This is a genomic window from Burkholderia cepacia, from assembly GCF_001718835.1.
GTDB lineage: Bacteria > Pseudomonadota > Gammaproteobacteria > Burkholderiales > Burkholderiaceae > Burkholderia > Burkholderia cepacia_F.
This window is the reverse complement of sequence record NZ_CP013442.1, coordinates 551168-577524: the sequence shown is the minus strand read 5'-3', so window position 1 is coordinate 577524 and position 26357 is coordinate 551168. Positions and strand designations below refer to the sequence as shown.

At 61.4% G+C, this 26357-nt stretch carries 18 protein-coding genes and 7 pseudogenes; 18 read left to right on the top strand and 7 right to left on the bottom strand.

Features of this window, described 5'->3' with window-relative positions:
- The first annotated feature begins 66 nt into the window (after positions 1-66).
- Together WT26_RS02265 and WT26_RS35115 are read left to right on the top strand one after the other, a co-directional pair.
- Complete coding sequence (locus WT26_RS02265; protein ID WP_059896962.1) at positions 67-984, top strand: LysR substrate-binding domain-containing protein; 918 nt, start codon at positions 67-69, stop codon at positions 982-984.
- 77 nt (positions 985-1061) lie between these two features.
- A pseudogene (locus tag WT26_RS35115) lies at positions 1062-1856 on the top strand (tyrosine-type recombinase/integrase); the annotation flags it as partial.
- A 9-nt stretch (positions 1857-1865) separates the two neighbouring features.
- On the opposite strand, the pseudogene WT26_RS02260 reads toward WT26_RS35115, so the two are convergent.
- Positions 1866-2703 (bottom strand): annotated as a pseudogene (locus WT26_RS02260) (IS630 family transposase); the annotation flags it as partial.
- 364 nt (positions 2704-3067) lie between these two features.
- On the opposite strand from WT26_RS02260, the gene WT26_RS02255 reads away from it, so the two are divergent.
- Entirely contained in the window at positions 3068-4063 is a 996-nt protein-coding gene (locus WT26_RS02255; protein WP_059959667.1) for an alpha/beta fold hydrolase, read from the top strand.
- Between the two features lie 538 nt (positions 4064-4601).
- Positions 4602-5365, top strand: a pseudogene (locus WT26_RS35110) (IS5 family transposase); the annotation flags it as partial.
- Here the strand turns inward: WT26_RS35110 and WT26_RS38300 are convergent.
- Complete coding sequence (locus tag WT26_RS38300; RefSeq protein WP_063801069.1) at positions 5258-5539, bottom strand: hypothetical protein; 282 nt, start codon at positions 5537-5539, stop codon at positions 5258-5260. The pseudogene WT26_RS35110 and the gene WT26_RS38300 sit on opposite strands and share 108 nt — an antisense overlap.
- A 151-nt stretch (positions 5540-5690) precedes the next feature.
- Between WT26_RS38300 and WT26_RS37045 the strand changes: the two are divergent.
- Positions 5691-6012: pseudogene (locus WT26_RS37045) on the top strand (helix-turn-helix domain-containing protein); the annotation flags it as partial.
- Between the two features lie 24 nt (positions 6013-6036).
- Here WT26_RS37045 and WT26_RS02240 read toward each other — a convergent pair.
- Complete coding sequence (locus WT26_RS02240; protein ID WP_069272178.1) at positions 6037-6612, bottom strand: YbhB/YbcL family Raf kinase inhibitor-like protein; 576 nt, start codon at positions 6610-6612, stop codon at positions 6037-6039.
- 562 nt (positions 6613-7174) lie between these two features.
- Here WT26_RS02240 and WT26_RS02235 point away from each other — a divergent pair.
- The 7 genes from WT26_RS02235 to WT26_RS02205 all read left to right on the top strand — a co-directional run bounded on the left by WT26_RS02235 (position 7175) and on the right by WT26_RS02205 (position 12660).
- Positions 7175-8059, top strand: a complete 885-nt coding sequence (locus WT26_RS02235) for an RNA polymerase sigma-70 factor (protein WP_010093466.1) — start codon at positions 7175-7177, stop codon at positions 8057-8059.
- A gap of 187 nt (positions 8060-8246) precedes the next feature.
- Entirely contained in the window at positions 8247-8726 is a 480-nt protein-coding gene (locus tag WT26_RS02230) for a carboxymuconolactone decarboxylase family protein (protein ID WP_059626570.1), read from the top strand.
- A 77-nt stretch (positions 8727-8803) separates the two neighbouring features.
- Positions 8804-9205, top strand: a complete 402-nt coding sequence (locus WT26_RS02225) for a cupin domain-containing protein (protein WP_010093470.1) — start codon at positions 8804-8806, stop codon at positions 9203-9205.
- Positions 9206-9311: 106 nt separating this feature from the next.
- Positions 9312-10316: a LysR family transcriptional regulator gene (locus WT26_RS02220; protein ID WP_059713170.1), complete on the top strand. Its 1005-nt coding sequence runs from the start codon at positions 9312-9314 to the stop codon at positions 10314-10316.
- Between the two features lie 207 nt (positions 10317-10523).
- Positions 10524-11279: an SDR family oxidoreductase gene (locus WT26_RS02215; RefSeq protein WP_059801706.1), complete on the top strand. Its 756-nt coding sequence runs from the start codon at positions 10524-10526 to the stop codon at positions 11277-11279.
- A 22-nt stretch (positions 11280-11301) separates the two neighbouring features.
- Positions 11302-11817, top strand: a complete 516-nt coding sequence (locus tag WT26_RS02210; RefSeq protein WP_059713172.1) for an Ohr family peroxiredoxin — start codon at positions 11302-11304, stop codon at positions 11815-11817.
- A gap of 90 nt (positions 11818-11907) precedes the next feature.
- Entirely contained in the window at positions 11908-12660 is a 753-nt protein-coding gene (locus WT26_RS02205) for an SDR family NAD(P)-dependent oxidoreductase (RefSeq protein ID WP_069269609.1), read from the top strand.
- 241 nt (positions 12661-12901) lie between these two features.
- On the opposite strand, the pseudogene WT26_RS02200 reads toward WT26_RS02205, so the two are convergent.
- Positions 12902-13418, bottom strand: a pseudogene (locus WT26_RS02200) (MEKHLA domain-containing protein).
- A 37-nt stretch (positions 13419-13455) separates the two neighbouring features.
- Positions 13456-14406, bottom strand: coding sequence for an MBL fold metallo-hydrolase (locus WT26_RS02195; RefSeq protein ID WP_069269608.1), 951 nt, complete (start codon positions 14404-14406; stop codon positions 13456-13458).
- A 709-nt stretch (positions 14407-15115) separates the two neighbouring features.
- Between WT26_RS02195 and WT26_RS02190 the strand changes: the two genes are divergently transcribed.
- The 6 genes and pseudogenes from WT26_RS02190 to WT26_RS37030 all read left to right on the top strand — a co-directional run bounded on the left by WT26_RS02190 (position 15116) and on the right by WT26_RS37030 (position 23965).
- A complete protein-coding gene (locus tag WT26_RS02190; protein ID WP_069269607.1) occupies positions 15116-16126 on the top strand; it encodes a bestrophin family protein in 1011 nt (336 codons plus the stop codon).
- Between the two features lie 348 nt (positions 16127-16474).
- The gene (locus WT26_RS02185) at positions 16475-17407 is read left to right on the top strand and encodes an MBL fold metallo-hydrolase (protein ID WP_059959673.1); all 933 of its coding nucleotides are present in this window, start codon (positions 16475-16477) and stop codon (positions 17405-17407) included.
- Between the two features lie 330 nt (positions 17408-17737).
- Positions 17738-18781 (top strand): annotated as a pseudogene (tnpC, locus tag WT26_RS38295) (IS66 family transposase); the annotation flags it as partial.
- A gap of 199 nt (positions 18782-18980) precedes the next feature.
- Positions 18981-21254 (top strand): LamG-like jellyroll fold domain-containing protein, encoded by a 2274-nt coding sequence (locus WT26_RS02175; protein WP_069269606.1) that lies wholly within the window; start codon positions 18981-18983, stop codon positions 21252-21254.
- A gap of 58 nt (positions 21255-21312) precedes the next feature.
- Entirely contained in the window at positions 21313-23649 is a 2337-nt protein-coding gene (locus WT26_RS02170) for a WD40/YVTN/BNR-like repeat-containing protein (protein ID WP_063801470.1), read from the top strand.
- A 52-nt stretch (positions 23650-23701) separates the two neighbouring features.
- Positions 23702-23965, top strand: a complete 264-nt coding sequence (locus tag WT26_RS37030; protein ID WP_155123035.1) for a hypothetical protein — start codon at positions 23702-23704, stop codon at positions 23963-23965.
- A 147-nt stretch (positions 23966-24112) separates the two neighbouring features.
- Here the strand turns inward: WT26_RS37030 and WT26_RS35090 are convergent.
- A pseudogene (locus tag WT26_RS35090) lies at positions 24113-25046 on the bottom strand (transposase).
- Positions 25047-25243: 197 nt separating this feature from the next.
- Complete coding sequence (locus tag WT26_RS02155; RefSeq protein WP_069269717.1) at positions 25244-26326, bottom strand: IS630 family transposase; 1083 nt, start codon at positions 26324-26326, stop codon at positions 25244-25246.
- Between the last annotated feature and the right edge of the window lie 31 nt (positions 26327-26357).

Genomic DNA, 26357 nt, shown 5'->3' with positions numbered 1-26357 from the left:
CAACAATCAGCTCACCGACGCCCCATGTTTTGATTGCCAATTTTCTTTGGAAAGCGAGTAATTCCGATGGCTGCCATCAGCGGACCCGATTGGTCAAAACTCAGCTTGCTCGACCCCGAACTGGTGCGGGCCTTTGTCGCCGTCGTGGACTGCGGCGGCTTTACCGCTGCCGCGAAGCAGTTGCATCGCACGCAGTCCACCGTCAGCCTGCGAATTCGCACACTGGAAGAGCGGCTCGAGACGCACATGTTCTTGCGCAATAGCCGGCGCCTGGCGCTTTCTCGCGACGGCGAGAACTTCCTGATTCACGCCCGGCGCATTATTCAGGTGCAAAACGAAGCGATCGCTGCACTAAACCGGAGCAGCCGCGAAGGCGTGATCCGTTTCGGACTGCCTGAGGATTACGCTGAACTATGGTTGCCGGATCTGCTGAAAAAGTTTTACGAACTTCGACCGGGTGCGCACCCGCACATCCATTGCCGGATGTCGCTCGAATTGCTGGAAAGGCTGCACGCGGGCGACCTGGATCTCGCACTTGTCGTGCGGCATGGCTCGGCGACGGGCGGCAAGAGCCTGGGGCGGGAAGATGTGGTGTGGGCGGCGCACAAGGATTTCGTGCTCGACCAGGAGGCCTCAGTGCCGCTCGCGTTGTTTCCGGAAACTTGCTGCTACAGGCAGCGCGGACTTGAAGCGCTGGCGGCACTGGACCGCTCTTACCACGTGATCTATACGAGCCAGAGCCCGACTGGCATCAAGGTGGCCGTGAATCACGGTGCGGCGGTTACCATCATTGACCGCTGTACGCTGCCGCCGAACTGGCGCGTGCTCGGTGCCGCCGAAGGGTTGCCGCCGCTGCCGCCGGCGGATTTGGAGCTACATCGCTTGTCGGGCATCTACGACCCGGCGATAGATGACCTTGCTTCGTTAATCGAAGCAATGGTCGAGGAACGCCGGCGTGCGTCGAATGAGCTTGCGCTGACGTAAGTTCAGCACTGGATGCCCAATCTCAAGCCCGGGCTCAAAAATGGATATTAGCCAAAGACAGAGGTTTTTTTGGTTGGCGGTCGCGCCAGGATTGGCGGCCGTTCACTGGTCCGCTGTCCGCCCGCTCGGCAGCGTATGCCCTGAACGTCTTGTCGGCGCTGTTTCGATGGCTCGTCGAGCAGCGCTACGTGCTCGCGAATCCGTTTGCCGGGGTCAAGATCAAGAGCCACGTGCAGCGTGCGGGACTGGACGTGTCCCGCGGCTTTACCGAAGGTGAGTGGCTGCTGATCCGCACGCTTGCCGACGGCCTCGAATGGTCGTACGGCTGGAGCGCGCCGGCCGCCCAACGCTTGCGGTTTGTGCTGGATTTCGGCTACGCGACCGGCCTGCGCGCGAGCGAACTGGTCAGTGCGACGCTCGGCGACATCCGCCGCGACGAGCACGGCGATCACTGGCTGCACGTGCTCGGCAAGGGTGGCAAGCTCGGCAAGGTGGCGTTGCCGTCGCTCGCTCGAACCGCGCTGGATCAGTATCTCGTGCAGCGCGGACTGCCGGTCACGCCGGCGCGCTGGAACCCGGCGACGCCGCTCGTCGTGAGTCTCGACGAGGATGGCGCGGGTATCGAAAGCACGCGACTGTGGCGCGTGCTGCGCCGGTTCTTCGTGCTGTCGGCTGACGCGATCCAGGAAGAACGGCCGGCAACCGCTGAGAAGCTGCGGCGCGCGAGCCCGCACTGGATGAGGCACACCCACGCGTCGCACGCGCTCGCGCGCGGCGCCGCGCTGATCATGGTGCGCGACAACCTGCGCCACGCGTCGATCTCGACGACGTCGACCTACCTGCACAGCGACGACGTGCAGCGCGCCCGGCAGTTCGATCCTGAAGGAGCCGCGCCGGATGGCCTGCTGTGTGATCAGGCCAAACCAGCGCTCCACCTGATTGAGCCAGCTCGAATACGTCGGCGTGAAGTGCATGTGATAACGCGGGTGCTTCGCCAGCCATGCCCTGACCTTCGGGTACTTGTGCGTTGCGTAGTTATCGACGATCAGATGCACGTCAAGATCTTCCGGAACCGCTTGATCAATGTGATTCAAAAACGCCAGAAACTCCTGATGTCGATGACGCGGCTTGCATTGCGTGATGACTTCGCTTGTCGCCGCATTGAGCGCTGCAAACAAGGTTGTCGTGCCATGCCGTATATAGTCGTGCGTCACACCTTCGAGGTAGCCCAGCCCCATCGGCAACACCGGCTGCGTACGCTCGAGCGCCTGGCACTGGCTCTTCTCGTCGACACACAGCACCAAGGCGTTGGTCGGCGGGCCCAGATACAGCCCGACAATATTGCGCACCTTTTCGACGAAGTACGGATCAGTCGAAAGCTTGAAGCTCTTCGAGCGATGAGGCTGGACACCGAACAGCGACAGATACCGGGCCACCGAACTCTTCGAAATACCCGTTTGCGCAGCAGCAGAACGCACACTCCAGTGCGTTGCCCCGTCCGGCTTCTCATGCAGTACCTTCGCCAGCAACTCCGCCACGGCTTCATCGTCATGCGCGCGCTGCGATTTCCTGGTTCGTACGACCGTCAGCCGCCATCAGGACAATCTTTGCCCGGCGCACCAGCGAATGAGGCAGCGAACGCGAGCGGCTCATCGACAGCAATTGCTCCCGCTCCAGTTCCGAGATCACCACCTCGATTCTCTTGCGCGCCATGATCACCTCCACTCAATTTCGCTTGATCATAGAGCAACACAATTCCATGTAAAGTTATTTTTGGGACGGAACACTAGCGCTTCTGTGAACACGGCTAGCATCAATTCTGGACGCCAACATCTACGTCAGGGGAACGCATATTCCAAAGCGTGGATTGGTGCATTTTGAACAACACCGTGAGCGTTTCTACGTAGCTACCGCTGGGTTATTGACCATCTTACGATTCTCGCCGTATTGAGCACGCTTGATCGCGAAAACATACCGCATCGCTCAAACGTACTGACGTCTGTACTTAATTATCGGCGCGGTGGGGTCCTTTGGCCGATTGATCGGTCAGCGAGACGAATTTTCTGCAACTGGAGCATGATGTATGAAACCTAATTCTCACCTATCTCCCGACGATGCGAACCGTCGAGATCTAATTCTGGGTGGTGTTCTGGCAACAGCCGCTGCCGTTATGCCGACCGTTGCAGGAGCAACTACCGGTCGCGTATCGAAGGTCACTTCCGTTTATGGCGCGGCGAGAAATCAATCAGCGGACAGGATCGTCACCAAGGATGGCGTCGAAATCTTCTACAAAGACTGGGGTCCGAAGAACGGTCCGGTAGTCACGCTCAGTCACGGATGGCCACTTTGCGGGGATAGTTGGGATAACCAGGCGTTTTTTCTTGCGTCGAATGGCTTCCGTGTGATTGCTCACGATCGACGCGGACACGGCAGATCAAGCCAGCCTTGGGACGGTAATGATATGGACCACTACGCCGACGACTTGGCCACCGTCATTGATACGCTGCATCTTGAAAACGTGACGGCGGTCGGCTTTTCAACCGGTGGGGGGGAAGTCACTCGGTATATCGGTCGGCATGGTGGCTCGCGTGTGACCAAAGTCGGCTTGATTTCGGCCGTGCCGCCGTTGATGCTCAAGACTGCTGCCAATCCGCAGGGGGTATCGATAGAGGTTTTTGATGCCATCCGTTCAGGAATGGTTGCTGACCGGTCACAGTTGTTCCGGGAGATCGCCAGTGGCCCTTTCTATGGTTTCAATCGTCCCGGCACCAAAGTGTCTCAAGGAATGATTGACTCGTGGTGGAGCCAAGGAATGATGGGTGGCTTCAAGAATACTTATGACTCAGTGCGTGCTTTCTCTGAAACGGACTTCTCTGCGGATCTGAGAAAGTTCGACATGCCAACGTTGATTGTGCACGGGGACGACGATCAAGTCGTACCTGTCGACGTTGGGGGGCGCGCCACGAAGAAACTTGTTCCGCACGCCATTCTGAAGATTTACAAGGGGGCACCGCACGGTTTGACCGAAACACATAAGGCTCAGCTTAACCAGGATCTTCTTGCATTTCTGCATAGCTGACCAGTACAGGGAACGCCGTTGGCCTAACTGCGGCCGTCGCATCCCTCTCGCAATGAAATTCGCGACGAGTTTTCAATGATTGATAGAAAACTTGGAATTGCGAGTGGTGCGCCGGTCCCAGAATATTTTTGATATTCAACTGTGGACCTATATCGACCGACACTGCTTCAGGATATGTGGCATACCTTGAAACGCAAGATGGAGCAGAGGCGGCCGTCGCGTCACATCGGCCGACAAGGAACTCTAACTCCGGTTGGTAACTTCGGCGAAGTGAGAAACCCGCTCTGACGAGCGGGTTTCTAAAAATGTGGGGCACGCAACTTAGCGCGGAAGACGTCCGGGTTGGCGAATCAGACGACCTGTTTTCTGTTACCGCATACAAATCGGCCATGGTGTGAGAAGAGCTGTAGTCTTTCAGACCCGCAACAAGCGTTCCATGCCTTTCCCGAGCTGATTTCAAGCGATGCGATGTAGCGTAAGAGACGGTTTCAAAAAGGCTCCGTGGGGCTGTTAACTTTCGCGGCGAGCTGTTAACCTCAGGCATCGGAATCCGGGCCGCCTGCCTGTTTCGAATCGTGCTGCACTGACCGGCATCCAGTTGGTTCTCAAGACCGGACTGCACTGGCGCGACCTGCCCGCCGAAATGGGCTGCGGCTCGGGCGTGACATGCTGGCGACGGCTACGCGATTGGCAGGCCGCTGGTGTATGGGATCGCTTGCACGAGTTGCTACTGACCAAGCTACGAGCAGCAGACCAGATCGAATTCTCGCGAGCCGCGGTCGATTCATCGTCGATTCGCGCTGTTGGGGCAGGCCAAAAACTGGGCCAAACCCCACCGATCGCGCACGACCCGGTTCCAAACACCACATCGTCACCGACGCCAACGGCACCCCGCTCGCCGCGATCCTGACCGGTGCGAATGTCAACGATGTCACGCAATTGCTGCCGCTGATCGACGCGATTCCACCGATTCCACCGATTCCACCGATTCGCGGATAGCGCGGCCACCCACTGCGGAGACCGCGTGTGGTCTATGCCGATCGCGGTTACGACTCCGAGCGGCATTGACGTGCGTTGCGCAACCGCGGTATTGAGCCCGTGATCCCCAAGCGCCGTATCGAACATGGCAGTGGCTTTGGCAAATATCGCTGGTTCGTTGAACGCACGCATGCCTGGCTGCATCACTTCCGTTGATTACGCATTCGTTTCGAGCGCCGTGCCGACATTCATGGAGCGTTCCTCAAACTCGGTTGCTGCCTGATCTGCTGGAATACCCGTCGGCGTGCAGAACAGTCTTTTTGAAACCGTCTCTAAGAAGTCCTCTGTACGCTGCTCCGATACTAACTGTTCTGCCGTTTTGTCGTCGAAGATCGCCGGCGGTTCGTTTCGGTGCCGGAAGAGCGCGTTGCGCACGTCGCCCGAGACATTGGTTGCTGCGCAGAAAACTCGAAGTGCCTGCCCGAGAAACGCCTGCATACTTTCTGGGTCAGTCGGCCGACTGACTGTGATGCAGTGCACATGTCCCCCGCGCTAGAGTCTGCAGGTTATGTGGAGCGCATGTGCGAAGCGGCATGCAAAGATCAACGGAGCATCGTTATCAGTATCTCTCGAAGCGAGCATGAGCCGCCTGTTCGGTGCGCGCAACCTCGAAACGACGCTGCATCGTTTCGGCCAGTTCTTCCATATCCTGCTCGACGATTTCTTCGTCGAATCGAAGCGCGACGGCCTCGTCGCGCAGGTGCTGCTGCGCTCGAACCCGGCGGTCGGCCCGATCGGCGCGCTCGGGCAGGAGCTGATGCTCAAGCATCGCGATCCAGCGGCTGACCGATACGCCCGACACGATCGCGGCGATCGGCGCCGACATCGGTTTCGACGATCCGAGCGCGTTCCATCGCGCGTTCCGGCATTGGACGGGGAGTACGCCGGGGACGTATCGGCGGCGGGCGTGACGTGGGGCATCGGGGCGCTCGGGTTTACTTCCACGGCCGATAATACTTCGCTACATATTGCGCTTGTGCAATGGCATTTCCATGCATCTGATAGGCGACGAGTGCCGGGCTTGACGTCGATTTTGCATCGATTCGCGGGACGGAAAGCGCAAATGCCGTGACGACGTATCGATGAGATTCGCCCTGAGGCGGGCAGGGTCCGCCGTACTTCGACTCTCCGAAATCAGTCAACGTCTCGAGCGCCCCAGCCGGTAACAGGTTCGCATTCCCCGATGCGCCCATCTCGATCGACGAGACCGACGGGGGAATATTGACCACGGTCCAATGCGTCCATCCTAGGCCTTCCGTAGGCGCATCGGGATCGAAGAGGGTCACGACGATGCTTCGTGTCTCGGGCGGAACATGGGACCACGAGATGCGAGGAGAAACGTTTTCGCCTTTGCACCCAAACCCGTTGTACACCTGCCGGCTCGCAAATTGTCCGTCATGGTCGAGACCGTCGACCTTGACGGCAAACGTCCCGGAAAAGGCGAGCGTCGGCATGACCGTGAGAAGTAACGTTGAGCAGAGGCTGTTTCGCAGAAGGATGCCGATTGGCATGGCGCGCTCCATTGATGGGTTCGGTCCGACGTGTCGTACGTACAGATCGATGCCGGATACGAGGTGTACGGCTGTCGTGGAAGCGGATTCTAGGCCGGGGCCTCCAGCACGAGTAGGCGCGCAAGTGTGCTCACGCTATTGCCGCGGCGGCACCAATGACCACCAATGCATCGAGTCGTGTTCGCCCGACCGCCTCCGGGCCCGGGTGGGGCGTTGTGATAGAGTGAACGACACTTCTGCCATTTGATTCCGGTTGATCGCCGAGGCCGTCAACTTGAAGTGCGGGCGGTGACTCATCCCTGTAATAACCCTCTGGTTCGAGTCCAAAACCTGCAAGCGCCGCGCACGCGGCAACGTTCCCGGCGTGATCGCGATGCGGTCGGCGTCCGGCACGAAGCGTTCCGGTTTAGCCGGCGCGAAAGGAGATCCTTGCGTCGAGTCCACGCGTCGCATCGCGCTCGATCGTCGGAAATGGTCGATCCGGATCCGCCGGCACATTAGCGCGCTGCCGTCGCGGGCCGAGCAGCCCAGTCAATTTCAGTTTTGGTGGAGTCTGGCACACATGAACGACGACGCGCAGGCCTTCCACGCGCTCCGCCCGCGCTTGCAGAAGATTGCGTACCGGATGCTGGGCTCCGTCGCGGACGCCGAGGACATCGTGCAGGACGCGTGGCTGCGCTGGCACGAGACCGCACGCGACGGCATCGAGAACACTGAGGCATGGCTTGTCACGGTGACGACGCGGCTCTCGATCGACCGACTGCGGATGGCGAAGAGCCGGCGTGAGCACTATCCGGGTATCTGGCTCCCGGAACCGGAGCTCGGCGAATCGCCTGCGACACCGGAGGAAATGACGGAGCGCGCGGACGACGTATCGGTCGCGTTCCTGATGCTGCTCGAACGGCTGACGCCGGAGGCGCGCGCGGCCTTTCTTCTGCATGAAGTCTTCGATGTCGACTACGAGGAGATCGCAGCCGCGATCGGCAAGACGGAAGCAGCCTGCCGGCAACTCGTCAGCCGAGCCAAGGCGCAACTGCGCGACGGCAGCCGGCCGAGCCGGACCGTGCCGCGCGAGACGCACCGGCAATTGCTGCAGAAATTCTCGCAAGCGGCTGTGCGAGGGGATTTTGCGTCGATCCAGGCGCTGCTCGCGGAAGACGCGATGCTGATCGGAGACGGCGGCGGCAAGGTCCAGAGTTTCCCGAAGCCGATGCTCGGCGGCCGGCGGATCGCGCAACTGTTCTACGCGGCGTGGCTGCGCTACGGCAGCGGCGTCGAGATGCGGCCGGTCGTGCTGAACGGTCAGTGGGCAATGCTGCGCTTCATCGCCGGACAGCTCGAATCCGCGATGTCGTTCGAGACGGACGGTACGCGCGTCATGCGCATCCTCGTGCAGCGCAATCCCGACAAGCTTGCGCGTATCGCGGCAGCCTGCACCGCCGATTGACGACTGACGAGCAGCGATCGAGGCGCCGACGTCACGCACCGATTGGTGCACTCGAGGCAACACGATGCGCCCCTGTGCGTATCTACCGCCCCCGACGGCGTGCTCCTAAGATGGCTTCGCGCGGCACTCTGCCGCCCACGGCACCCGCGAAGCGCGGGTGATGTCCACCTCTTCGCCAGGAGCCGTCATGACGCAGCGCCTCAACTACGTTCAGCAATCGCCTGAACTGTTCAAGAAGTTCCTCGAACTCAGCAATCTGCTGCGAAGCGCCACCATAGAGGAATCGATTCGCGACCTCGTGTCGATCCGGGCGTCCCAGCTCAACGGCTGCGCGTTCTGTCTCGACATGCACGTGAAGGAAGCGCACCTGCACGGTGAGCGCGAACTGCGCGTGCATCATCTCGCTGCGTGGCGCGAGTCCACGCTGTTCTCGCCGCGAGAGCGTGCGGCGCTCGCGTGGACCGAAGCACTGACGAGACTCGGCGAGCACGGCGTGCCGGACGACGTCTACGATCGCGTGCGCGGCCAGCTGTCCGAAAAGGAACTGTCCGATCTCACGTTCGAGGTGATGGCCATCAACGGCTGGAACCGTGCGAACGTCGCATTCCGGACCGTGCCCGGTTCGTCGGACAAGGCATTTGGTCTCGACAAGGCGAATCTCGCCTGATTTTCGCGCCCGTCACCCGGTCCGTCATTCTCCCGCCGCCGCCTGAATGCGGCCGGCGGTTAACAGGAATCGTTCAGATGATCCGCATCAAGAAAACGCTGGCGGTCGCGCTCACCGCCGGTGCGATGATCGCCGGCGCTCACGCGGCGCCGTCGGCAATCGTCACACCGCTGATGACGAAGCCGCTCGACGACTATCCGGGCAAGCAAGCCGAGATGATTTCGGTCGAATACCCGCCCGGCGCGGTCGATCCCGTCCATCGCCACCACGCGCACGCGTTCGTCTACGTCGTCGAGGGTTCGATCGTCATGCAAGTGAAGGGTGGCGACCCCGTTACGCTGAAACCGGGACAGACGTTCTACGAAGCGCCCGACGATGTGCACACGGTCGGACGCAACGCGAGCCGGACGCGGCCCGCGAAGTTCGTCGTGCTGCTGCTGAAGGACAAGGGGGCACCCGTGTTCGTGCCGGAAAGGTAATCCGGACGCGCGTCGCCGCCGCGTTCAAAAAAATGTGACGGACGGTGTCACAGGCGGCTACGCCGAAACGTCTTGTCGAACAGGGAACCACGACTATCGCGCCGCCATGTCAGACACTTCCATCCGCCGCACTGATGCCGACGACCCATTCGCTCGAAGCTTCTCGAGTTGCTACGCGGGCGTCGTCACCTTTCTTACCGTTGTCACCGAGGGGAGCTTCGCCCGCGCGGCCGACCGCCTCGGCGTCGGCCGATCGTCGGTCAGCCGCCACGTGCAGAGGCTCGAGGACCGGCTCGACACGCGGCTGTTCCAGCGCACGACGAGGAGCATGTCGCTCACGCGCGAAGGCGAGCTGTTCTACGAGAATTGCCGGCCGGGCATCGACCATCTCGCGCAGGCGCTCGACGACATGCGCGAGCTGCGCAGCGGGCCGCCGAGCGGCCATCTGCGGATCGGCTCGACACCCGGCTTCGGCCGCAAGATCATCGCGCCGCTGTTGCGCGACTTCCATCTGCAGTACCCGGACATCACGCTCGAGCTTCTGCTCAACGACCGTCCAGTCGACTTCTCCGCGGATCGAATCGATGTCGCGTTTCGCGATGGGCGCATGGAGGACAGCGCGATCGTCGCGCGTCAATTGATTCCGATGCAGATGGTCGTTTGCGCGGCGCCCGCGTACGCGCATCGATACGGTTTGCCGCGCCGCGTCGACGAGCTCGCGCAGCACCGCTGCATCAACCTGCGCACCGCATCGGGCCGCGTGAAGGAATGGGAATTCAAGGTCGACGGACTTGCACAACAGGCCCAGCCAGCCGCGCATCACACGTTCAACGACATGGATCTCGTCGTGCGCGCCGTGCTCGACGGGCTCGGCATCGCTCAGTTGCCCGCATATCAGGTCTGCGACCTGCTGGCCGACGGGCGACTGGTGAGCTGCCTCGGCCAGCATGCGCCGGATGATGGCGGCCATTACCTCTGCTACCTGAGTCGAAAGCACCTGCCGACCCGCATCCGTGCCTTTATCGATTACATGATCGAGCAGACGCGCGCGTCCGACCTGCAGTGCCCGACGACGATGACGACGATGACGACGTTCGAGGCGATCGATTGATGCATTCACGGCAACATGGTGAGCCCCTGAACGGCTCTACCGGATCGAACGGTACCTGCCTACGATACGAACTGCTCGAGCGACGTGCAATTCCAGATGCACGGCCCTCGGCAAAGCGCGGGTGCGGTCGCCGCGACGCGGCGCGCGCCTGATCCGACCACATGCGGCCGCGCGCGGTCCGCGCATCCGTTCAAGGAGAAAATATTCGTGAAGATCGTCGTAATCGGAGGTACCGGGCTCATCGGCAGCAAAGTCGTCAAGCATCTCGGCGCGCGTGGTCATCAAGCCGTCGCGGCGGCGCCTTCCACCGGCGTCGATACGGTTACCGGCGAGGGACTGAACGATGTACTGGCGGGCGCCGACGTGGTGGTCGATCTAGCGAATTCTCCGTCGTTCGAGGAAGCCGCCGTGAAGGCGTTCTTCGAGCGGTCCGGGCACAATCTGCTTGCAGCGGCACGCGCGGCCGGCGTGCGCCATCACATCGCGTTGTCGGTGGTCGGAACGGATCGTCTTCAGCAAAGCCCGTACTTCCGCGGCAAGATCGTTCAGGAGAACCTGATTCGCGAATCGGGCATACCGTTTACGATCGTGCGTTCGACGCAGTTCTTCGAATTTCTCGGCGCGATCGCGCAATCGGGCGGCGACGGAGAGCAGATCCGGCTGACCACTGCACACTTCCAGCCGATCGCGTCGGACGATGTCGCCTCCGCCGTCACCCATTTCGCCCTTGGCAAACCCGTCAACGGCATCGTCGAAATCGGCGGCCCCGACCGCGTGCGGCTCGCCGACCTGGTCCGGCACTTCCTGTCCGTCACGCACGACGCACGCACGGTGCTCGGCGATCCGGCGGCAGGCTACTTCGGTGCGGAGGTGGACGACGATACGCTCGTACCGGGGGGCGGCGCGCGTCTCGGCGCCACGACGTTCGATGCATGGTTCGCGCAGACCCGCGCGGCCGGCTGAGCGGATACGACGATCGCGTGCCATGGCCCCACTGCGTCCACCCCCTCTATCGTTGCTCGACAAGTATCGCGGACGAGAACCGCAGACGCTGTACTCGACCACGGTGACCGTAACGGGCGGCGCCGCAGCGCATGGCCGTGCATCGGGCATCGCCCGCTCCGATGACGGACGGCTCAACATGGAACTGCGTCTGCCGCCCGAGCTTGGCGGGACCGGCGACGGCCCTAATCCGGAGCAGCTGTTTGCCGCGAGCTATGCAGCTTGCTTCCATGGTGCGCTGAGCCTGCTGGCTGCGCGGGCGACCGTGCCGATCGACGGCGCGTCGGTGTCGGCGTCGATCGATTTCTGCCGCGATCCGATGGACGGCCTGTTCATGCTGAATGCGAATATCCGGGTGCGGCTGCCGGGCGTCGAGCGCGCCGTCGCGGCCGAACTCGTTCGACATGCCGAGCGCTTCTGTCCGTACACGAAGATGGCGAACGACGGTATCAACCATGTCGTGGCACTCGCGCCGGCCGACGATTCACGCGAAGCGTGAGCGCGGGCTGTCGCAATCGCGTGCGGCGGCCTTCCTTGACGGGAGTTGCCGTCGCACGAAAACTCAACGTAACGGTTCTATGAGGAAATCATGCCGTCTTTCGACAACAAGGTCGTCCTTATCACCGGCGGCGGCGCCGGTATCGGGCTCGCGGCCGCCGCCGCGTTCGCGCGCGAAGGCGCGCGCGTCGTGATCACGGGCCGCCGCGAAGAGGCGCTGGCCGCAGCTACGCGCAACCTGCCAGGCACGAGCTACGTGGTTGCGGACGCCGGCAATCCGGACGATGCGATGCGCACCGTGGACGCGGTGATCGATCGCTGCGGGCGACTCGACGTGCTCGTCAACAACGCCGGCGCCGGCGCGATCCTTCCGCTTTCGGCGGCTACTTTCGATGAAATCAGCGCGATCTTTTCCGTCAACACGCTCGGACCGTCGTTGCTTGCGAGTGCCGCGCTTCCGCATCTGACGGCCGTACGGGGCAGCATCGTCAACGTGTCGAGCACGTTCGGGCACAAGGCCGCTCCGCTGTTGTCGCACTATGCGGCCAGCAAGGCCGCACTCGAGCACCTGACGCGCTGTTGGGCGCTGGAACTTGCATCGGCGGGCGTACGCGTCAACGCGGTGGCGGCAGGTCCGACGGAAACCGAATTCCTGTCGGAGCGGATGAGGTTAACGGCCGCCGAGGTCGATACGATCAAGACACGGGAGCGCGAGCGGATTCCGCTCGGTCGGCGCGGGGAGCCGGAAGACGTCGCGGCATGGATCGTATCGCTGGCGTCGCCGCAGGCGGCATGGATGACGGGGCAGGTGATCACGGTCGACGGCGGACTCGACGCGACCTAGCCGGCATGACGGCACACGACGCGACGCATGCCGGAGGGGCACGACGCCGGGCGCGTGCCGCGACGGGCAGCGCCGGAGATATCGATCGGCGCCCGCCATCGTTCTTCTGCGGCGTCGGCTCGCTATGACACGCCAATACGGGAATACGGCGTTGTCTTCGACGGACCTTCGTCGCGTCGGATCGACTCCCGACCGCGCAACGACGGCCACGAAACTCGCACGGTAGCGCGGGTGTCCCTGATCAGATGTCGCGCGTGCGCGGAATCACGACCGCTTGACCGTGCAGTTTGCCGTCGGCGTCGATGAGCTGCCACAGTGTCGCTTCCTCGATCATGAACCGCCTGCCGGACTTGGTGATGCCGACGCCCTTGTAGCCCGATTCGTAGCCGAGTCGCTCTACGCGTGCGAGGAACTGCTGCCGTTCATCGCGATTCTGAGCCTCGGCCGAGAGTCGGGACGGCATCCGGGTGATTTCATCCCAGGAATATTCAAAGCGGCGCTGTGCAGCCCGGTTGGCATAAATAAAATGCGGATCGGGATCGGCGTTGTGCGCGAGTACCGCAAACGGCGCGCTCATAAAGCCATTCGGCGGCTTCGATAGGAGACCTGGCTGGCGGATTCAACGGGCGATCAAGCAGACGTGCGTAGCTGTCTGCAAGGAGTCGATAGAAGGCTGAGCTGCTGTGGAGCGGGATCCGGGATGATGCCGCCGATCGGTTCCGCCATCGTATGCGCGTGACGCCGATTATTCTCGGCATGCGGGCGGAGGTCCTCCGTCGCAATTCCGGAGGACGATCAGACATCGTTGCGGATCGGTACCCAGCGAAAGGCATCGCCGTGGACAGTCACTGTACCGATTGACGGGAGTGGCAGGTGGGTTGCCATCAGCAGCTCGCCGGACGCCGCGAGCTCCTGAAGCAGACGAACTCGAATGCGGACCGACTCCTCGGGATCATGCTCGATGCCGTATTGCCGTTCGGGATGCTCGAACCCGAACGGCAATATGGCATCGCCGGCGAACGTCATTCGGTCGCCGGCAGACGCCAGTCTGACCACGCAGTGACCGGGAGTGTGGCCGCCGGTCCGGCTTACGACGACACCCAGCGCAACTTCGTATTCGTCGTCGAACATTCTCAACTGGCCGAGGTAGTCGTTCACGAAGCGATTGGCGGCCGACCGATGCACGTCCGGCACCGGCGACGACATGGGCGTGTGGAAGAAATCGGGCGCCTGCCAGAATTCGATTTCGGTGGCCGATACATGAATTCGCACGTCCGGACGCAGCCGGTTCTTTACCCCTTCAGCGAGCAGCCCGCCGATGTGGTCCATGTGCAGGTGGGTAATGATCACGTCGGTGACAGAGGCGATATCGACGCCGGCGGCTCCCAGTCTCGCGTGCAACCGCCCGGCTGGCGGGAAGCCAGGGAGCGCCGCGCCCAGCCCGGCGTCGATCAGAATGTTTCGGCTTCCGCTACGGACCACGGCCACGTTCAGTGGCCAATCGAAGGCATCTGACAGTAGAGACATGCCGTTCATCCGCGTTGCCGGATCGGCCGCGGGGGTATTGATAGCCACCGTCGTGATCGGTAACGGGAGCGCGTCTTCGCCGATCACCGCCACGTCGAGCTCGCCGATTCGCAGCGCGTAACGCGACGGAGCCGTGTCGTTGCGCGACGGGCCGTCACGATGTTGGGCGCCTTGTCCGTTAAGCATTACGAAGTCTCCAAAGAAATCGTCCGTTGCCATGGTCGAATCGGCCCAGCCCAACCCATCGCCCACGCGACGAGCGGCCTCGGTTGCGAGACGCTTGCCGCGGAGCAGGACCGCAGAACGCAATCGTAGCGAGCAAACGCACGAGGGAGGAGTCTGCGAAACCGAATCATAGTGTTGGCCGTTTTGCACCAAGCGAACGGCTACCTCGGCAAGATTGCCGGGGTAGGAAGCGCACGGGGCGTGTCGGGAGCGGTTGGTCGTCCGGGCTGAATTTGTGCATTTCCGATGCGGTCGCGTGAAATGTCGATGACGATCGCCGTGCGATAGGGCTCAAGTCGAATGAATGGTCCTGCGCACGGATTGTTGCCTTTTGAACAACACCGTGAGTCTCTCAACGTGGCTACCGCGGGAATCGTGACCATCCTACGATTCCACCCGTGTGGAAAAGGCGTGCTCGGTTGCGGCTGCAATGCCCATTGGCCGCTCTTTTTCCACCCATATACCCTCCGGAATCTTCCGGTTTCGACCGACGCGGCAAGGTGATCGTCTCCCTGCGAACGCCAGTATTGAGAAGCCGATGTCGCGACAAAGCCGGCTGTTCGGAGACAGCAGCCGAATCTCGATGTTGTCGACACCTTATCCGGGCGTCAGGGGCTTCGCGGTGCCGGTGAAATTCCGTGTCGCGCGGATGACCGTCTGAATTCCACCTCGATCAACTGCTTGTCCGCTGGGAGTTAACAGCATGCACCTGGGGAAGTCGTACACGCTGCCCAAGTTTGTCTACTGGTCGAGACGGCAACTTTACGCTTTGCTGGCATGCGGTTCGTTGCCGATTGTTCTTTATCGGTTTCTCGGATTGGAGTGGCCGTCGATCCCGCTGTCGATTGTGGTGTTGCTGGGTACGGCCACGTCGTTTATCGTGGGCTTCAAGAACGTACAGACCTACAACAGGGCAGCGGACGCGCAGCAGATCTGGACTGACATCCTGAACGGCAGTCGATTCCTGGGCGTGATGAGCCGGGATTTTCCGGCGGACCCGGCTGTCGGGAGGGCGATCGTCTTCCGGCACTGTGCGTGGTTGACGGCGCTTCGATATCAGCTGAGAAGCCCTAAGATTTGGGAAAGCTCCGGCAACGCGTCCAACGCGGAATACCGACACAAGCATTACCGCGTGCCGGAGTGGGAAACGTCGCTGGAGCAGGCGCTCGAGCGATATTTGCCGCAGGCCGAGATCGAATCGCTGTTGGCGGCTGAGAACAAGACGACGCGATTGCTGGTATCGCAATCTGCAACGATCAAACGCTTTCTCGAAATCGACAAGATCGACGAGATTTTCTATATGGAGTTTGAAAGGTCGATCAAGGGATTCTTCGAGCAGCAAGGACGGGCGGAACGGATCAAGGACTATCCTTATCCGCGACAATATGCTGTTATCAACAAGCTCTTCGTTCGGTCATTTTGCCTCCTGCTTCCATTCGGAATTTTCACCGAGTTCGAGAAGCTTGATGGGAGCGTGTCGGGCTTCATGCATAACAACATGTATTGGCTGGTTGTTCCGTTCAGCGCGATGATCTCCTGGATGTATCTCGTGCTCGAGCAAGTGGGCGAAAGCACGGAAAACCCGTTCGAAGGAAGTGCGAACGACGTCCCGATCACACGAATTTGCCAGCAGATCGAGCGTGAGCTCCTGGACATGATCGGAGAGACGAGCAACGTTTACGAGCCGGTTGACGAGAACTGCATTGTTCTCTGAGCACGCCGGGGCTTCGATTGGCTGTGAAGACGAATGCAGGGTGCTGTTGGCGTTGGAGACGGGCACCAACGAAAGAAGCGCTCCACGGAAGAGGACGTTCATGTGGAACTGTTGCCCGGCAAAGTGGCGGCTCGCGTTATCTCTTGTCGCTTGTGCGCTGTCGATCGTTGCCGTTCCGACAACATGGTGTGCGCATTCGCAATGCTACTGGTGTTCGTTCTCCGTTACTACAATCCGTCACGCGCGGGTCGACTGTGAGTAAAACAAATCATGCGGAATTCGTGATCGTACTCGTGAACCCTGCCGCGCAGCGTGGCTTGTTCAACTTGATCAACAGGACTATTGAAAATGAGCGAAACAACGCGAAATGTGCAGCCCGTTACCGCCAACCTCGGCAAGGAAGGTTCGGGCGAACTCGTGCCTTCTCGTTACGCCGTGCGCGTGGGGGACATCGATGTCGTTCTGATCAGCGATGGTGTTCTGCCGTTGCCGACGTCCACCATGTCCACCAACGTGAGCGAAGCGGATCGCAACGAATGGTTCGATGGTCGTTTTCTGCAGCGCGATATGTTCGACTGGGCGCTGAATATCGCGCTCGTGCGCAGCGGTGAACAATTGATCTTGATCGACTCCGGCGTAGGCGATGGTTTCGAATACTTCACGCGCGCGGGGCAGTCGGTGATGCGCCTGGAATCGGCCGGGATCGACCTGGCTGCGATCACCGATATCGTGATCACGCATATGCACATGGATCACGTCGGCGGCCTGAACGTCGACGGTGTCAAGGCCAGGCTGCGCCCGGACGTGCGCATTCACGTGTCGGCCGCGGAAGTCGCGTTCTGGAAAAATCCCGATTTCAGCAAGACGGTGATGCCGGAAACGGTTCCCCCGGCGCTCCGCAAAGCCGCTGAAAAATTCGTGAAACTCTACAGCGAAAACATCGTGCAGTTCGATCAGGTCACAGAAGTTGCTGCGGGCGTGTCGGCGCGCGTCACGGGCGGCCACACGCCGGGGCATTGCGTCGTGGACATCGCATCGAACGACGAGAAGCTGACCTTCGTGGGCGACGCGATATTCGAAGTCAACTTCGATAATCCTGCATGGCAAAACGGCTTCGAGCACGATCCCGAAGCGGCCGTGGACGTGCGCATCGCGCTGTTCGACGACGCAGCGAGAACCGGCGCTCTGCTGGCCGCAGCGCATGTTGCGTTCCCGTCCATCGGTCACATTGCAAAGAACGGTGAAAGCTACCGTTTCGTACCGGTTATGTGGGATTACTGATTGATATGTGATTATCTGTCATCAGTCATGCTGATTGAACATGTGATCGTCATGTAATCGCCACGAGTTCACAAGACTCGCGGCGAATTATCCGTGAGCGATCACTGGGCACGCGATGTGGCAGCGGTCACATCGCCGACGGGCGACTGGGGCGAATCTACGGCAGACTGCCGATGTTTGAGTGTCAGACGTACCAACGCCATTTTTTCCGTAAACGTCCGGCGAACCCGTCTTGAGTTGAGCTAAGGGGCTTGGGAGTAACGTGTCCACTTAAGAGTAGGTGGACACCCATTAGCAGGCCGGTGTCAAGTGAGCAGACAGTGCCCTCGGCCGCGTAAGCAATCGCGCCGCGCGCCGTTGCCGGCGAATCTGCCGCGCGTGGAAGTGCGTCACGAGCCGGCGTCCACTACGTGCGCGTGCGGGTGTCAGCTCAAGCGGATCGGTGAAGACGTCAGCGAGAAGCTGGATTACACGCCCGGCGTCTTTACCGTCGAGCGTCACGTGCGCGGCAAGTGGGTGTGCCAGCAATGCGAGACGCTGATCCAGTCACCGGTGCCTGCCCAGGTGATCGAACACCATCCGCACGGTGCGCTCCTGAACCTCCTCAGAATACCGCGCCCCGGTCGGCTTCTTTGCTTTGCTTTCGCTTTCCATCCTTCAATGCTCCTGTTACAGCCCAGCGTTAAAGTCTCCTACATTTCCGGGGCGATTCAATCAGGCGAGCATGCGAGGGCATTCCTCGATGATTGGCGGGGCGGACTCGTGTGCGATGACTTCACGGGCTACAAAGCGCTGTTTGCACAGGGCATCACCGAACTGGGCTGCATGGCGCACGCACGGCGCAAGTTCTACGACCTGCATGTCGCGAACAAAAGCCAGATTGCGCAGGACGCCTTGAACCACATCGGCCAGCTCTACGAGATTGAGCGCGAAGTGCAGCAACTGGCCGCGCCATCTCGCCTGGAAATGCGGCAACGACGTGCTCAACCGATCGCCGATGCGCTGCATGCGTGGATGATCGAACAAAGGAGCCGCGTAAGCGAAGGTACCGCGATCGCAAAGGCGCTCGACTACAGCCTACGACGATGGGCCGCGCTGACGCGTTACCTCGACGATCCGCAAGTCCCGATCGATAACAACTGGTGCGAAAACCAGATCCGTCCGATCGCCATCGGCCGAAACAACTGGCTGTTCGCGGGCTCGTTGCGAGCCGGCCGCCGCGCTGCCGCCGTCATGAGCCTGGTTCAGTCGGCCAAGATGAACGGCCACGATCCCTACGTCTACCTTAAGGACGTCCTTGCGCGGCTGCCGGTGCATCCGGCAGCTCGGCTCGACGAACTCTTACCCCAGAACTGGAAGCCAGAACCGGCTTAACCACGGGATGGGTTCGCCGGACGCTTATGTGACAAGTGCATGTCATTGGTGAATTTATTATTTTCCGCTTGATTGGATCCCTATCACACTGGCTAGAATGCTACCCGTTTCTGATAAATACGGACCGGTTAGTACATTTTTGTCTGACTATAGCTAAAAAGCTGGGGATCTAGACATGCGAGACAAGGGAGCACCGACGATGCTGTTCGAGGAAATCGTCCCACTCGACGACATCGAGAACATTGCACGACGCCATTTCGTGATGGGGCTCGGTGCAACGCTTCTGGCCGGATGCGGCGGTGACGGAGGTAACGCGGTTACAGACGGTGAGCGTACATCGGCAAACAACAGCGCCCAGGCGTCCGGAGTTGCTCCGACTTCTGGCGGTATCGACGCAGGTGCGACGTCGGCAGGCACTGCCCAAACCCGCACCTTCACGCATCCTGGCTTGCTGCATACCGAGGCGGATTTCGAGCGCATGCGCACTAAAGTCGGCGCGCACGCTTCCCCGTGGATCGATAGCTGGAACGTGCTCGTCGCCAACGGTCACACGCGCCTGACGAACAAGCCGAACCCGCAGGTCGGCATCTATCGCGGCAATGATCCCACGCATGGCCAGAACTACGGCGCCCTCTACAACGACATCGCCGCCGCCTATGGCGACGCGCTGCGCTGGAAGGTGTCGAACGACAAGCAATACGCCGACAAGGCCATCGAGTACCTGGACCAGTGGGCCGCGACGCTGACCACGCTTGGCGGCAGCGACGTGGCGCTGGCCGCCGGCATCTACGGCTACGAGTTTGCCAACGCGGCCGAAATCATGCGCGGCTACAGCGGCTGGAGCGCGGCTGGACTCGCCGCATTCCAGGCGATGATGCGCAAGGTGTTCTACCCGGTCAGCCATGCTTTCCTGACCCGTATCGGCACCGCGATGGACACGCACTACTGGGCCAACTGGGGCCTGGCCAACATCGCATGCATCCTGGCCATCGGCGTGCTGTGTGACGATGCCGAGCTTGTCGACGAGGCCGTCACCCATTTCAAGACCGGCGGCAGCAACGGCTGTATCCGGCAAGCCGTGTACTACATGCACCCCGGCAACCTCGGGCAATGGCAGGAAGCCGGCCGGGACCAGGGCCACAGCACGCTCGGCATTGCATTGACGGGCGCCATTTGCGAGATGGCGTGGAATCAGGGCATCGACCTGTATGGCTATGACAACAATCGCTTTCTGGCGGGCGCGGAATACGTGGCCAAGGCCAACCTGAAGCAGGCAGACGGCGCGTTCTACACGATGCCTTTCGTCACGTACCAGAACAGCGCCGGCGTCATCCAGACGCAGTTCGCCGCCGGCGGGCAAGGCGACGCCCTGGGGCGGCCCTGCTGGGCACTGGTGGCCAACCATTACATCAACCGCAAAGGCCTGGCGGCGCCTTACACCAAGCGCGCTGCCGAGCTTGTGGCGCCGGAAGGCGGCGGCGGCAACTATGGCCCCAACAGTGGCGGCTTCGATCAGCTTGGCTACGGCACGCTTACCTGCACGCTCGACCCCGGCACCCCTGCCGCAACGCCGACCGGCCTGACCGGCTACGCCAGCGCGGGCAAGGTGGTGCTGTCGTGGTGGGGCAGCAGCAACGCCATCAGCTACAACGTCAAGCGCGCCACCATTGCCGGCGGACCGTACAGCACCATCCGGAGCGGTATCACCGATCTGCTGACCTATACCGATATGCCAGCCGGTGCCGGCACGTATTTTTATGTCGTGATAGCGCAAACGATTGCGGGCGAATCGGCGCTCTCCAACGAAGTGAAAGTGATCACGGCGCAGCAGCTGCTCGCGCACCTCGCGTTTGATGAAGGCGGCGGCATCACGGCCGCCGATCGCTCGGGCAACGGGCGCAATGGCACGCTCAACGGCGCAACGTGGGCAGTGGGGCGCAGCGGCAGCGCGGTCTCGCTCGACGGCTCGGGCGCGTATGTGGCCTTGCCCGACGATCTGCTGGTCGATGTGTCGGACTTCACCATCGCCAGCTGGGTGTTCTGGAACGGCTCGCAAACGTGGGCACGCCTGTTCGACTTCGGCACGGGCTTCCACCGCTACATGATGTTCACGCCGCGCGGACGGTTGCGCAACGGCTGGGCTGGCATGCGCTTCGCCATGACGGCCAACGGCCCCGGTGACGGCCCTCCGGAACAGATCATCGACGCCCCCACCGAGCTGCCGAGCAAGCGATGGGTGCATGTGGCCGTCACGCTATCGGGTTCGACCGGCACGATGTACGTGGACGGCACGCCCGTCAGTACCAACACGGCGATGTTCCAGGCGCCGTTCCGCTTGGGCAGTACCACGCAGAACTGGCTGGGCAAATCGCAATACAGTGCCGACGCCACGTTCAACGGCTTGATCGACGATTTCCGTATCTATCGCGGCGCGCTCAGCGCTGCGCAGATTGCATCGCTCATGGCGAATTGATCATGCAGGGCCCGACGGCGGGCCCTGCGATGGACCTCTTCCTTTAAGGATTTCTCCGATGACCGTGTTTTCTCAACGATGGATTGCCGCTGCGGCGATGGCGTGTACGTTATGGGGCTGTGGTGGCGGATCCGATAGCACGACAGGCGTGACCAATGGGGGTGCCAATGCAGCCGCCAATCGTGGTCAGATCGGCGGAAATGGCAGCGGCAGCAACCTGCCGGCGGCCAGCTGGACCAGCGTCAAGTGGGGTGGCGGCGGCTATGTCACCGGCCTGATCTACCATCCAGCCAACGCGAGCCTGCTGTACGCACGTACCGACGTCGGTGGCGCGTACCGCTGGAACGCGACTAGCTCGACGTGGACGCCCATCACCGACGGCATCGGTTTCGGCGCAGGCGAGGGCGATTTCCACGGCGTCGAAAGCCTCGCGCTCGATCCGAACAATGACCAGCTCGTCTACATGATGACCGGCATTACCGTGACGCAGGGTCACAATGGCCGCATCTACATCTCGAGTGACCGTGGCAACACCTGGACGCACTACGACCTGCCGTTCCCCGTAGGCGGCAACGACAACGGCCGGGCCACCGGCGAGCGCCTGCAGGTCGACCCCAACAATCCCTCGACGCTGTTCTACGGATCGCGCACGGCCGGCCTGTGGAAGAGTGGCGATTCGGGCCGCACGTGGGCGCAGGTCACGGGTCTGTCCTCCGCCACGATCAGCGGCGGCGGCTCCCCGATCGGCGTCGAACAGGTGATCTTCGATACGTCGGGCAAGGGTAGTGGCCAGCCGACCTGGATCATGTGGGCCACCGTCGCCCCGGACTACGCCAACGCGGCGGGCCTGACGTCGACCCTGTACAAGTCCACCAACGGCGGCTTCTCGTGGACGCCGGTGCCCGTCCCGCCCACGGTGTCCGGCTACTACATCCCGCACGTCGTGCGCACTTCCGACGGCACCTTTTACGTGGTGTTCAACGCGGGCGTCGGCCAGGGCATCGGCGGACCGAGCTATCTCTACAAGTTCGGCGGCAGCAACAACAGCAACTGGACGCTGCTCAACAGCTCCAGCAGCGACGGCTTTGGCGGCCTGTCCGTCTCCGGTCTGGGCTCGTCCGCCCGCATCGCACTGGGCATGACCGGCTGGAGCGACACCAGCAAGACCATCCAGCTATCCGACGACGGCGGCAGCACGTGGCGCGAAATCGAGGCCGGCATGCCGCATACCGGCATTGCCGCGGGTGGCTGCGCCGGCTGGGTCGAGGGCGTCACCATCGACCCGGCCAACCGCGACCACATCATGCACGTCCACGGCGGCGGCATCTGTGAAACCATGAATGCCTCGTCGCCCACGCCGACCTGGAGCCCCAAGGTCGACAACCTTGAGGAAACCGTGACGCTGGCCCTCGTCACTGCGCCGCCCGGTGCGTCGTACAACTTCATCAACAGCGCCGGCGACATCGGCACGTGGGTCAATACGGATCTCTCGACGAGGCCGACGAAAGGCCCCTTGAATACGTGGAGCAGCGGCAATTCGGCCGATATGTCGTGGTCCGATCCGACGTATATCGCCGCCGCGGGCGTCGACAACGCCAACGGCCATGCCACCAAGGGCTTCTGGTCGGGCGACAGCGGCAATAGCTGGTCGACGTTTGCGTCGCTGCCCAACGGCGCAGCGGCAAGCCAGAGCAACGTCGGCAACCTGGTCGTCCCGTCCCGCAACAACGTAACTTGGGCACCGCCGGACTCGGTGCCGTCGTACACGACAAACAATGGCGGCAGTTGGACGACGACCAACCTGCCGGCATTCAGTGCCACTTGGAACGGCTTCCCGCGTGCCTACCGCCTGGCCGCCGACCGCAAGAACCCGAACAAGGTCTATGCCTACGACTCCGGCGGCGCACCGTGGAGCTGGCAGCGCGGCAAGATCTACGTCTCGAACGACGGCGGCCACACGTTCACGCTGAGCCAGGGCTCGGTGAATGCAAACCTCGCCTGGAATTCGTGGCGGGATACGTCGATGGCGGTCAATCCGAACGTCGAGGGCGATCTCTGGCTGGCCGACGGCACGGCCGTGTACCACTCGGTGGACTCGGGGGCGACCTGGACGAAGCTCAGCGTCTTTGCGTCGACCAACGACACACCGGGCGCTACCGTGATCGGCTTGGGCAAAGCAAGGACCGGTTCGCCGTACTCGGCCGCGGTCTACGTAGAAGGCACGTTGAATGGAGTCTGGGGCATTTACCATTCCGACGACGGTGGTGCAACGTGGGCGCGCTTCAACGATGACGCGCACCAGTTCGGCGACTCCGGGGTAATGGCCGGCGACTGGAGAACATATGGCCGGATTTACGTCAATGGCGCCGCTCGCGGTCTGATCTTTAGCAATTGAGGTTGATCGGCCTGTCGACCGTCCGGTTGTGGTTTGCAACCGGACGGAGAGCGTGGATGAATGGGGTGCTACAGTGCCGCTCGGGGCTTGCGATCGCCGTGGCAGCCATCGCCGCCGCCGCTGGATTTCCGGCCATCGGTCAGCTTATGATGGGTCGAAAATCGGACATCTGAACGGGTTCCGGGTTCATGCGAACATCTCGAAAGTCGTCCGCATTCATATCGAGCCGTGGACGGTGCTGAAAAAGTGGTCTCCGCGTCGAGTCGGAGCCTGGAGCGACATTCAACTGATTGAGCCGCTGGCCAGCGACATTTGATGACGCGAACATCCGCACCACGCCAATCGAGACATGGGGGCGTCTAAAATCGGTTCGCTGTAGAGAGCGGGAGCAAACGATCAAACAAAGCTACTGGCAAGATGTCCAGTTGACGGTGGACTTGCCCCTGCATGACCGGACACGCGGTCACGCTTGGGTTGGAGAATTTGCTTGCTGGCGAAACTCGCGTGGCGAGCGGTATTTCAAGGCGCTGTGCGGATGCGATTCGTTGTAGTGGTCGAACGCAATGGCCAAGTTCTGCAGCGCCGGTCTGGCGTCGGGCTTGGGCATCCACGAAACGTAATCACGCTTCATCGTCTTCACGAAGCTCTCGGCCATCCCATTGCTCTGCGGACTTTTGACGGGGAACCTGTCCGCATTTTTGTGGGCGAGGCGGTTGAACAACAGGTTACCCGCGCGCCTGCGTAAATCGCTCGCCGAACAGAATAGCAAACTGGTTCATTGCTGATTTCCAGTCGAAGGCAGCGCGTCCCGGCTTCGCCACAGCAACGCCCATGCGCGCCGGTAGCCGTACGTGGGCAGGTCGGCAACCAGCTCTCGCAGTTCGGTGACGAGCGGCATGTCATCCAGAACGGGCGTCTTGCGCCGGTCGTCCCACTCAGCAGGACGCTTCGACTTGACCGCGAGATTCGCGCGCGACACACCCAGGACTTCACAGACCGTCTTCAACGGTCGTCCCCCGGCAGCAATGGTGAGCGCGCAATCAATTTTTTTGCTCGACCGTACTCACTGCTTCGCGGAGAATTTCCACTTCCATCGTTTTTTTGCCCAGCAGCCGCTGGAGTTCACGAATCTGCTTCATCGCTTCGGCCAGGTCCGATGCCGGGACCATCTGTTCGCCGGCACTGACGGCCGACAGGCTTCCATCCTGATAGAGCTTGCGCCAGGCGAAGACCTGGTTGGCATTCACCTGATGGCGACGCGCAACACCGGAAATCGTCGCGCCGGGCTCGAACGTCTCGCGCACTATCGCGAGCTTCTCCTCGACAGAACGCCGGCGGCGCTGCTCCGGCTGGGTCAGAACCTCGACCGGTTCTACGTTGTGGTTAGGTTTAAACATAGGCAGAAGACAACCTCATAATTTATGCGTTACCCCGTGTCCGGTTTTCGCGGGGGGCCGGTCCACCGACTTCATCGATCGTCTCGGATCATTGGGGTTGTAGCTCTTTCCTCAGTCGCTCGGTCGCGGCGCCCCCGATTAACGGTCGATCCGCGCACGGAAGGCCGTTATCTGAACGGAGTCGACGTTCAAATGTCCTAATGTTCCGTCCCAGAAATAACTTTGCATAGCCGAGCCACTTTCTGAAGGATGGAATCGGCGGTTGCCGTCCAGACGAACGGACGTTTGTGCTGGTTGTACTGCTCAACATAGCGCTCGATGCTGGCAATCAGCTGGCGCACATTTTTGAAAGAGCCGCGCCGGATGGCCTGCTGTGTGATCAGGCCAAACCAGCGCTCCACCTGATTGAGCCAGCTTGAATACGTCGGCGTGAAGTGCATGTGATAACGCGGGTGCTTCGCCAGCCATGTCCTGACCTTCGGGTGCTTGTGTGTTGCGTAGTTATCGACGATCAGATGCACGTCAAGATTTTCCGGAACCGCTTGATCAATGTGATTCAAAAACGCCAGAAACTCCTGATGTCGATGACGCGGCTTGCATTGCGTGATGACTTCGCCAGTCGCCGCATTGAGCGCTGCAAACAAGGTTGTCGTGCCATGCCGTATATAGTCGTGCGTCACACCTTCGAGGTAGCCCAGCCCCATCGGCAACACCGGCTGCGTACGCTCGAGCGCCTGACACTGGCTCTTCTCGTCGACACACAGCACCAAGGCGTTGGTCGGCGGGCTCAGATACAGCCCGACAATATTGCGCACCTTTTCGACGAAGTACGGATCAGTCGAAAGCTTGAAGCTCTTCGAGCGATGAGGCTGGACACCGAACAGCGACAGATACCGGGCCACCGAACTCTTCGAAATACCCGTTTGCGCAGCAGCAGAACGCACACTCCAGTGCGTTGCCCCGTCCGGCTTCTCATGCAGTACCTTCGCCAGCAACTCCGCCACGGCTTCATCGTCATGCGCGCGCGGTCGCCCCGGGCGTGCTTCGTCATGCAGACCGGCGAGCCCATGCGCGACAAACCGCTTCTTCCAGTGCGTGATCGCAGGAGACGTTACTTCACATTGCGCCGCGATTTCCTGGTTCGTACGGCCGTCAGCCGCCATCAGGACAATCTTTGCCCGGCGCACCAGCGAATGAGGCAGCGAACGCGAGCGGCTCATCGACAGCAATTGCTCCCGCTCCAGTTCCGAGATCACCACCTCGATTCTCTTGCGCGCCATGATCACCTCCACTTAATTTCGCTTGATCATA

Coding starts and splice junctions, on each gene's coding strand:
- WT26_RS02265 (WP_059896962.1), top strand. CDS start 67: ATGGCTGCCATCAGCGGACCCGATTGGTCAAAACTCAGCTTGCTCGAC.
- WT26_RS02255 (WP_059959667.1), top strand. CDS start 3,068: ATGAAACCTAATTCTCACCTATCTCCCGACGATGCGAACCGTCGAGAT.
- WT26_RS38300 (WP_063801069.1), bottom strand. CDS start 5,539: ATGCAGGCGTTTCTCGGGCAGGCACTTCGAGTTTTCTGCGCAGCAACC.
- WT26_RS02240 (WP_069272178.1), bottom strand. CDS start 6,612: ATGCCAATCGGCATCCTTCTGCGAAACAGCCTCTGCTCAACGTTACTT.
- WT26_RS02235 (WP_010093466.1), top strand. CDS start 7,175: ATGAACGACGACGCGCAGGCCTTCCACGCGCTCCGCCCGCGCTTGCAG.
- WT26_RS02230 (WP_059626570.1), top strand. CDS start 8,247: ATGACGCAGCGCCTCAACTACGTTCAGCAATCGCCTGAACTGTTCAAG.
- WT26_RS02225 (WP_010093470.1), top strand. CDS start 8,804: ATGATCCGCATCAAGAAAACGCTGGCGGTCGCGCTCACCGCCGGTGCG.
- WT26_RS02220 (WP_059713170.1), top strand. CDS start 9,312: ATGTCAGACACTTCCATCCGCCGCACTGATGCCGACGACCCATTCGCT.
- WT26_RS02210 (WP_059713172.1), top strand. CDS start 11,302: ATGGCCCCACTGCGTCCACCCCCTCTATCGTTGCTCGACAAGTATCGC.
- WT26_RS02205 (WP_069269609.1), top strand. CDS start 11,908: ATGCCGTCTTTCGACAACAAGGTCGTCCTTATCACCGGCGGCGGCGCC.
- WT26_RS02195 (WP_069269608.1), bottom strand. CDS start 14,406: ATGGCAACGGACGATTTCTTTGGAGACTTCGTAATGCTTAACGGACAA.
- WT26_RS02190 (WP_069269607.1), top strand. CDS start 15,116: ATGCACCTGGGGAAGTCGTACACGCTGCCCAAGTTTGTCTACTGGTCG.
- WT26_RS02185 (WP_059959673.1), top strand. CDS start 16,475: ATGAGCGAAACAACGCGAAATGTGCAGCCCGTTACCGCCAACCTCGGC.
- WT26_RS02175 (WP_069269606.1), top strand. CDS start 18,981: ATGCTGTTCGAGGAAATCGTCCCACTCGACGACATCGAGAACATTGCA.
- WT26_RS02170 (WP_063801470.1), top strand. CDS start 21,313: ATGACCGTGTTTTCTCAACGATGGATTGCCGCTGCGGCGATGGCGTGT.
- WT26_RS02155 (WP_069269717.1), bottom strand. CDS start 26,326: ATGGCGCGCAAGAGAATCGAGGTGGTGATCTCGGAACTGGAGCGGGAG.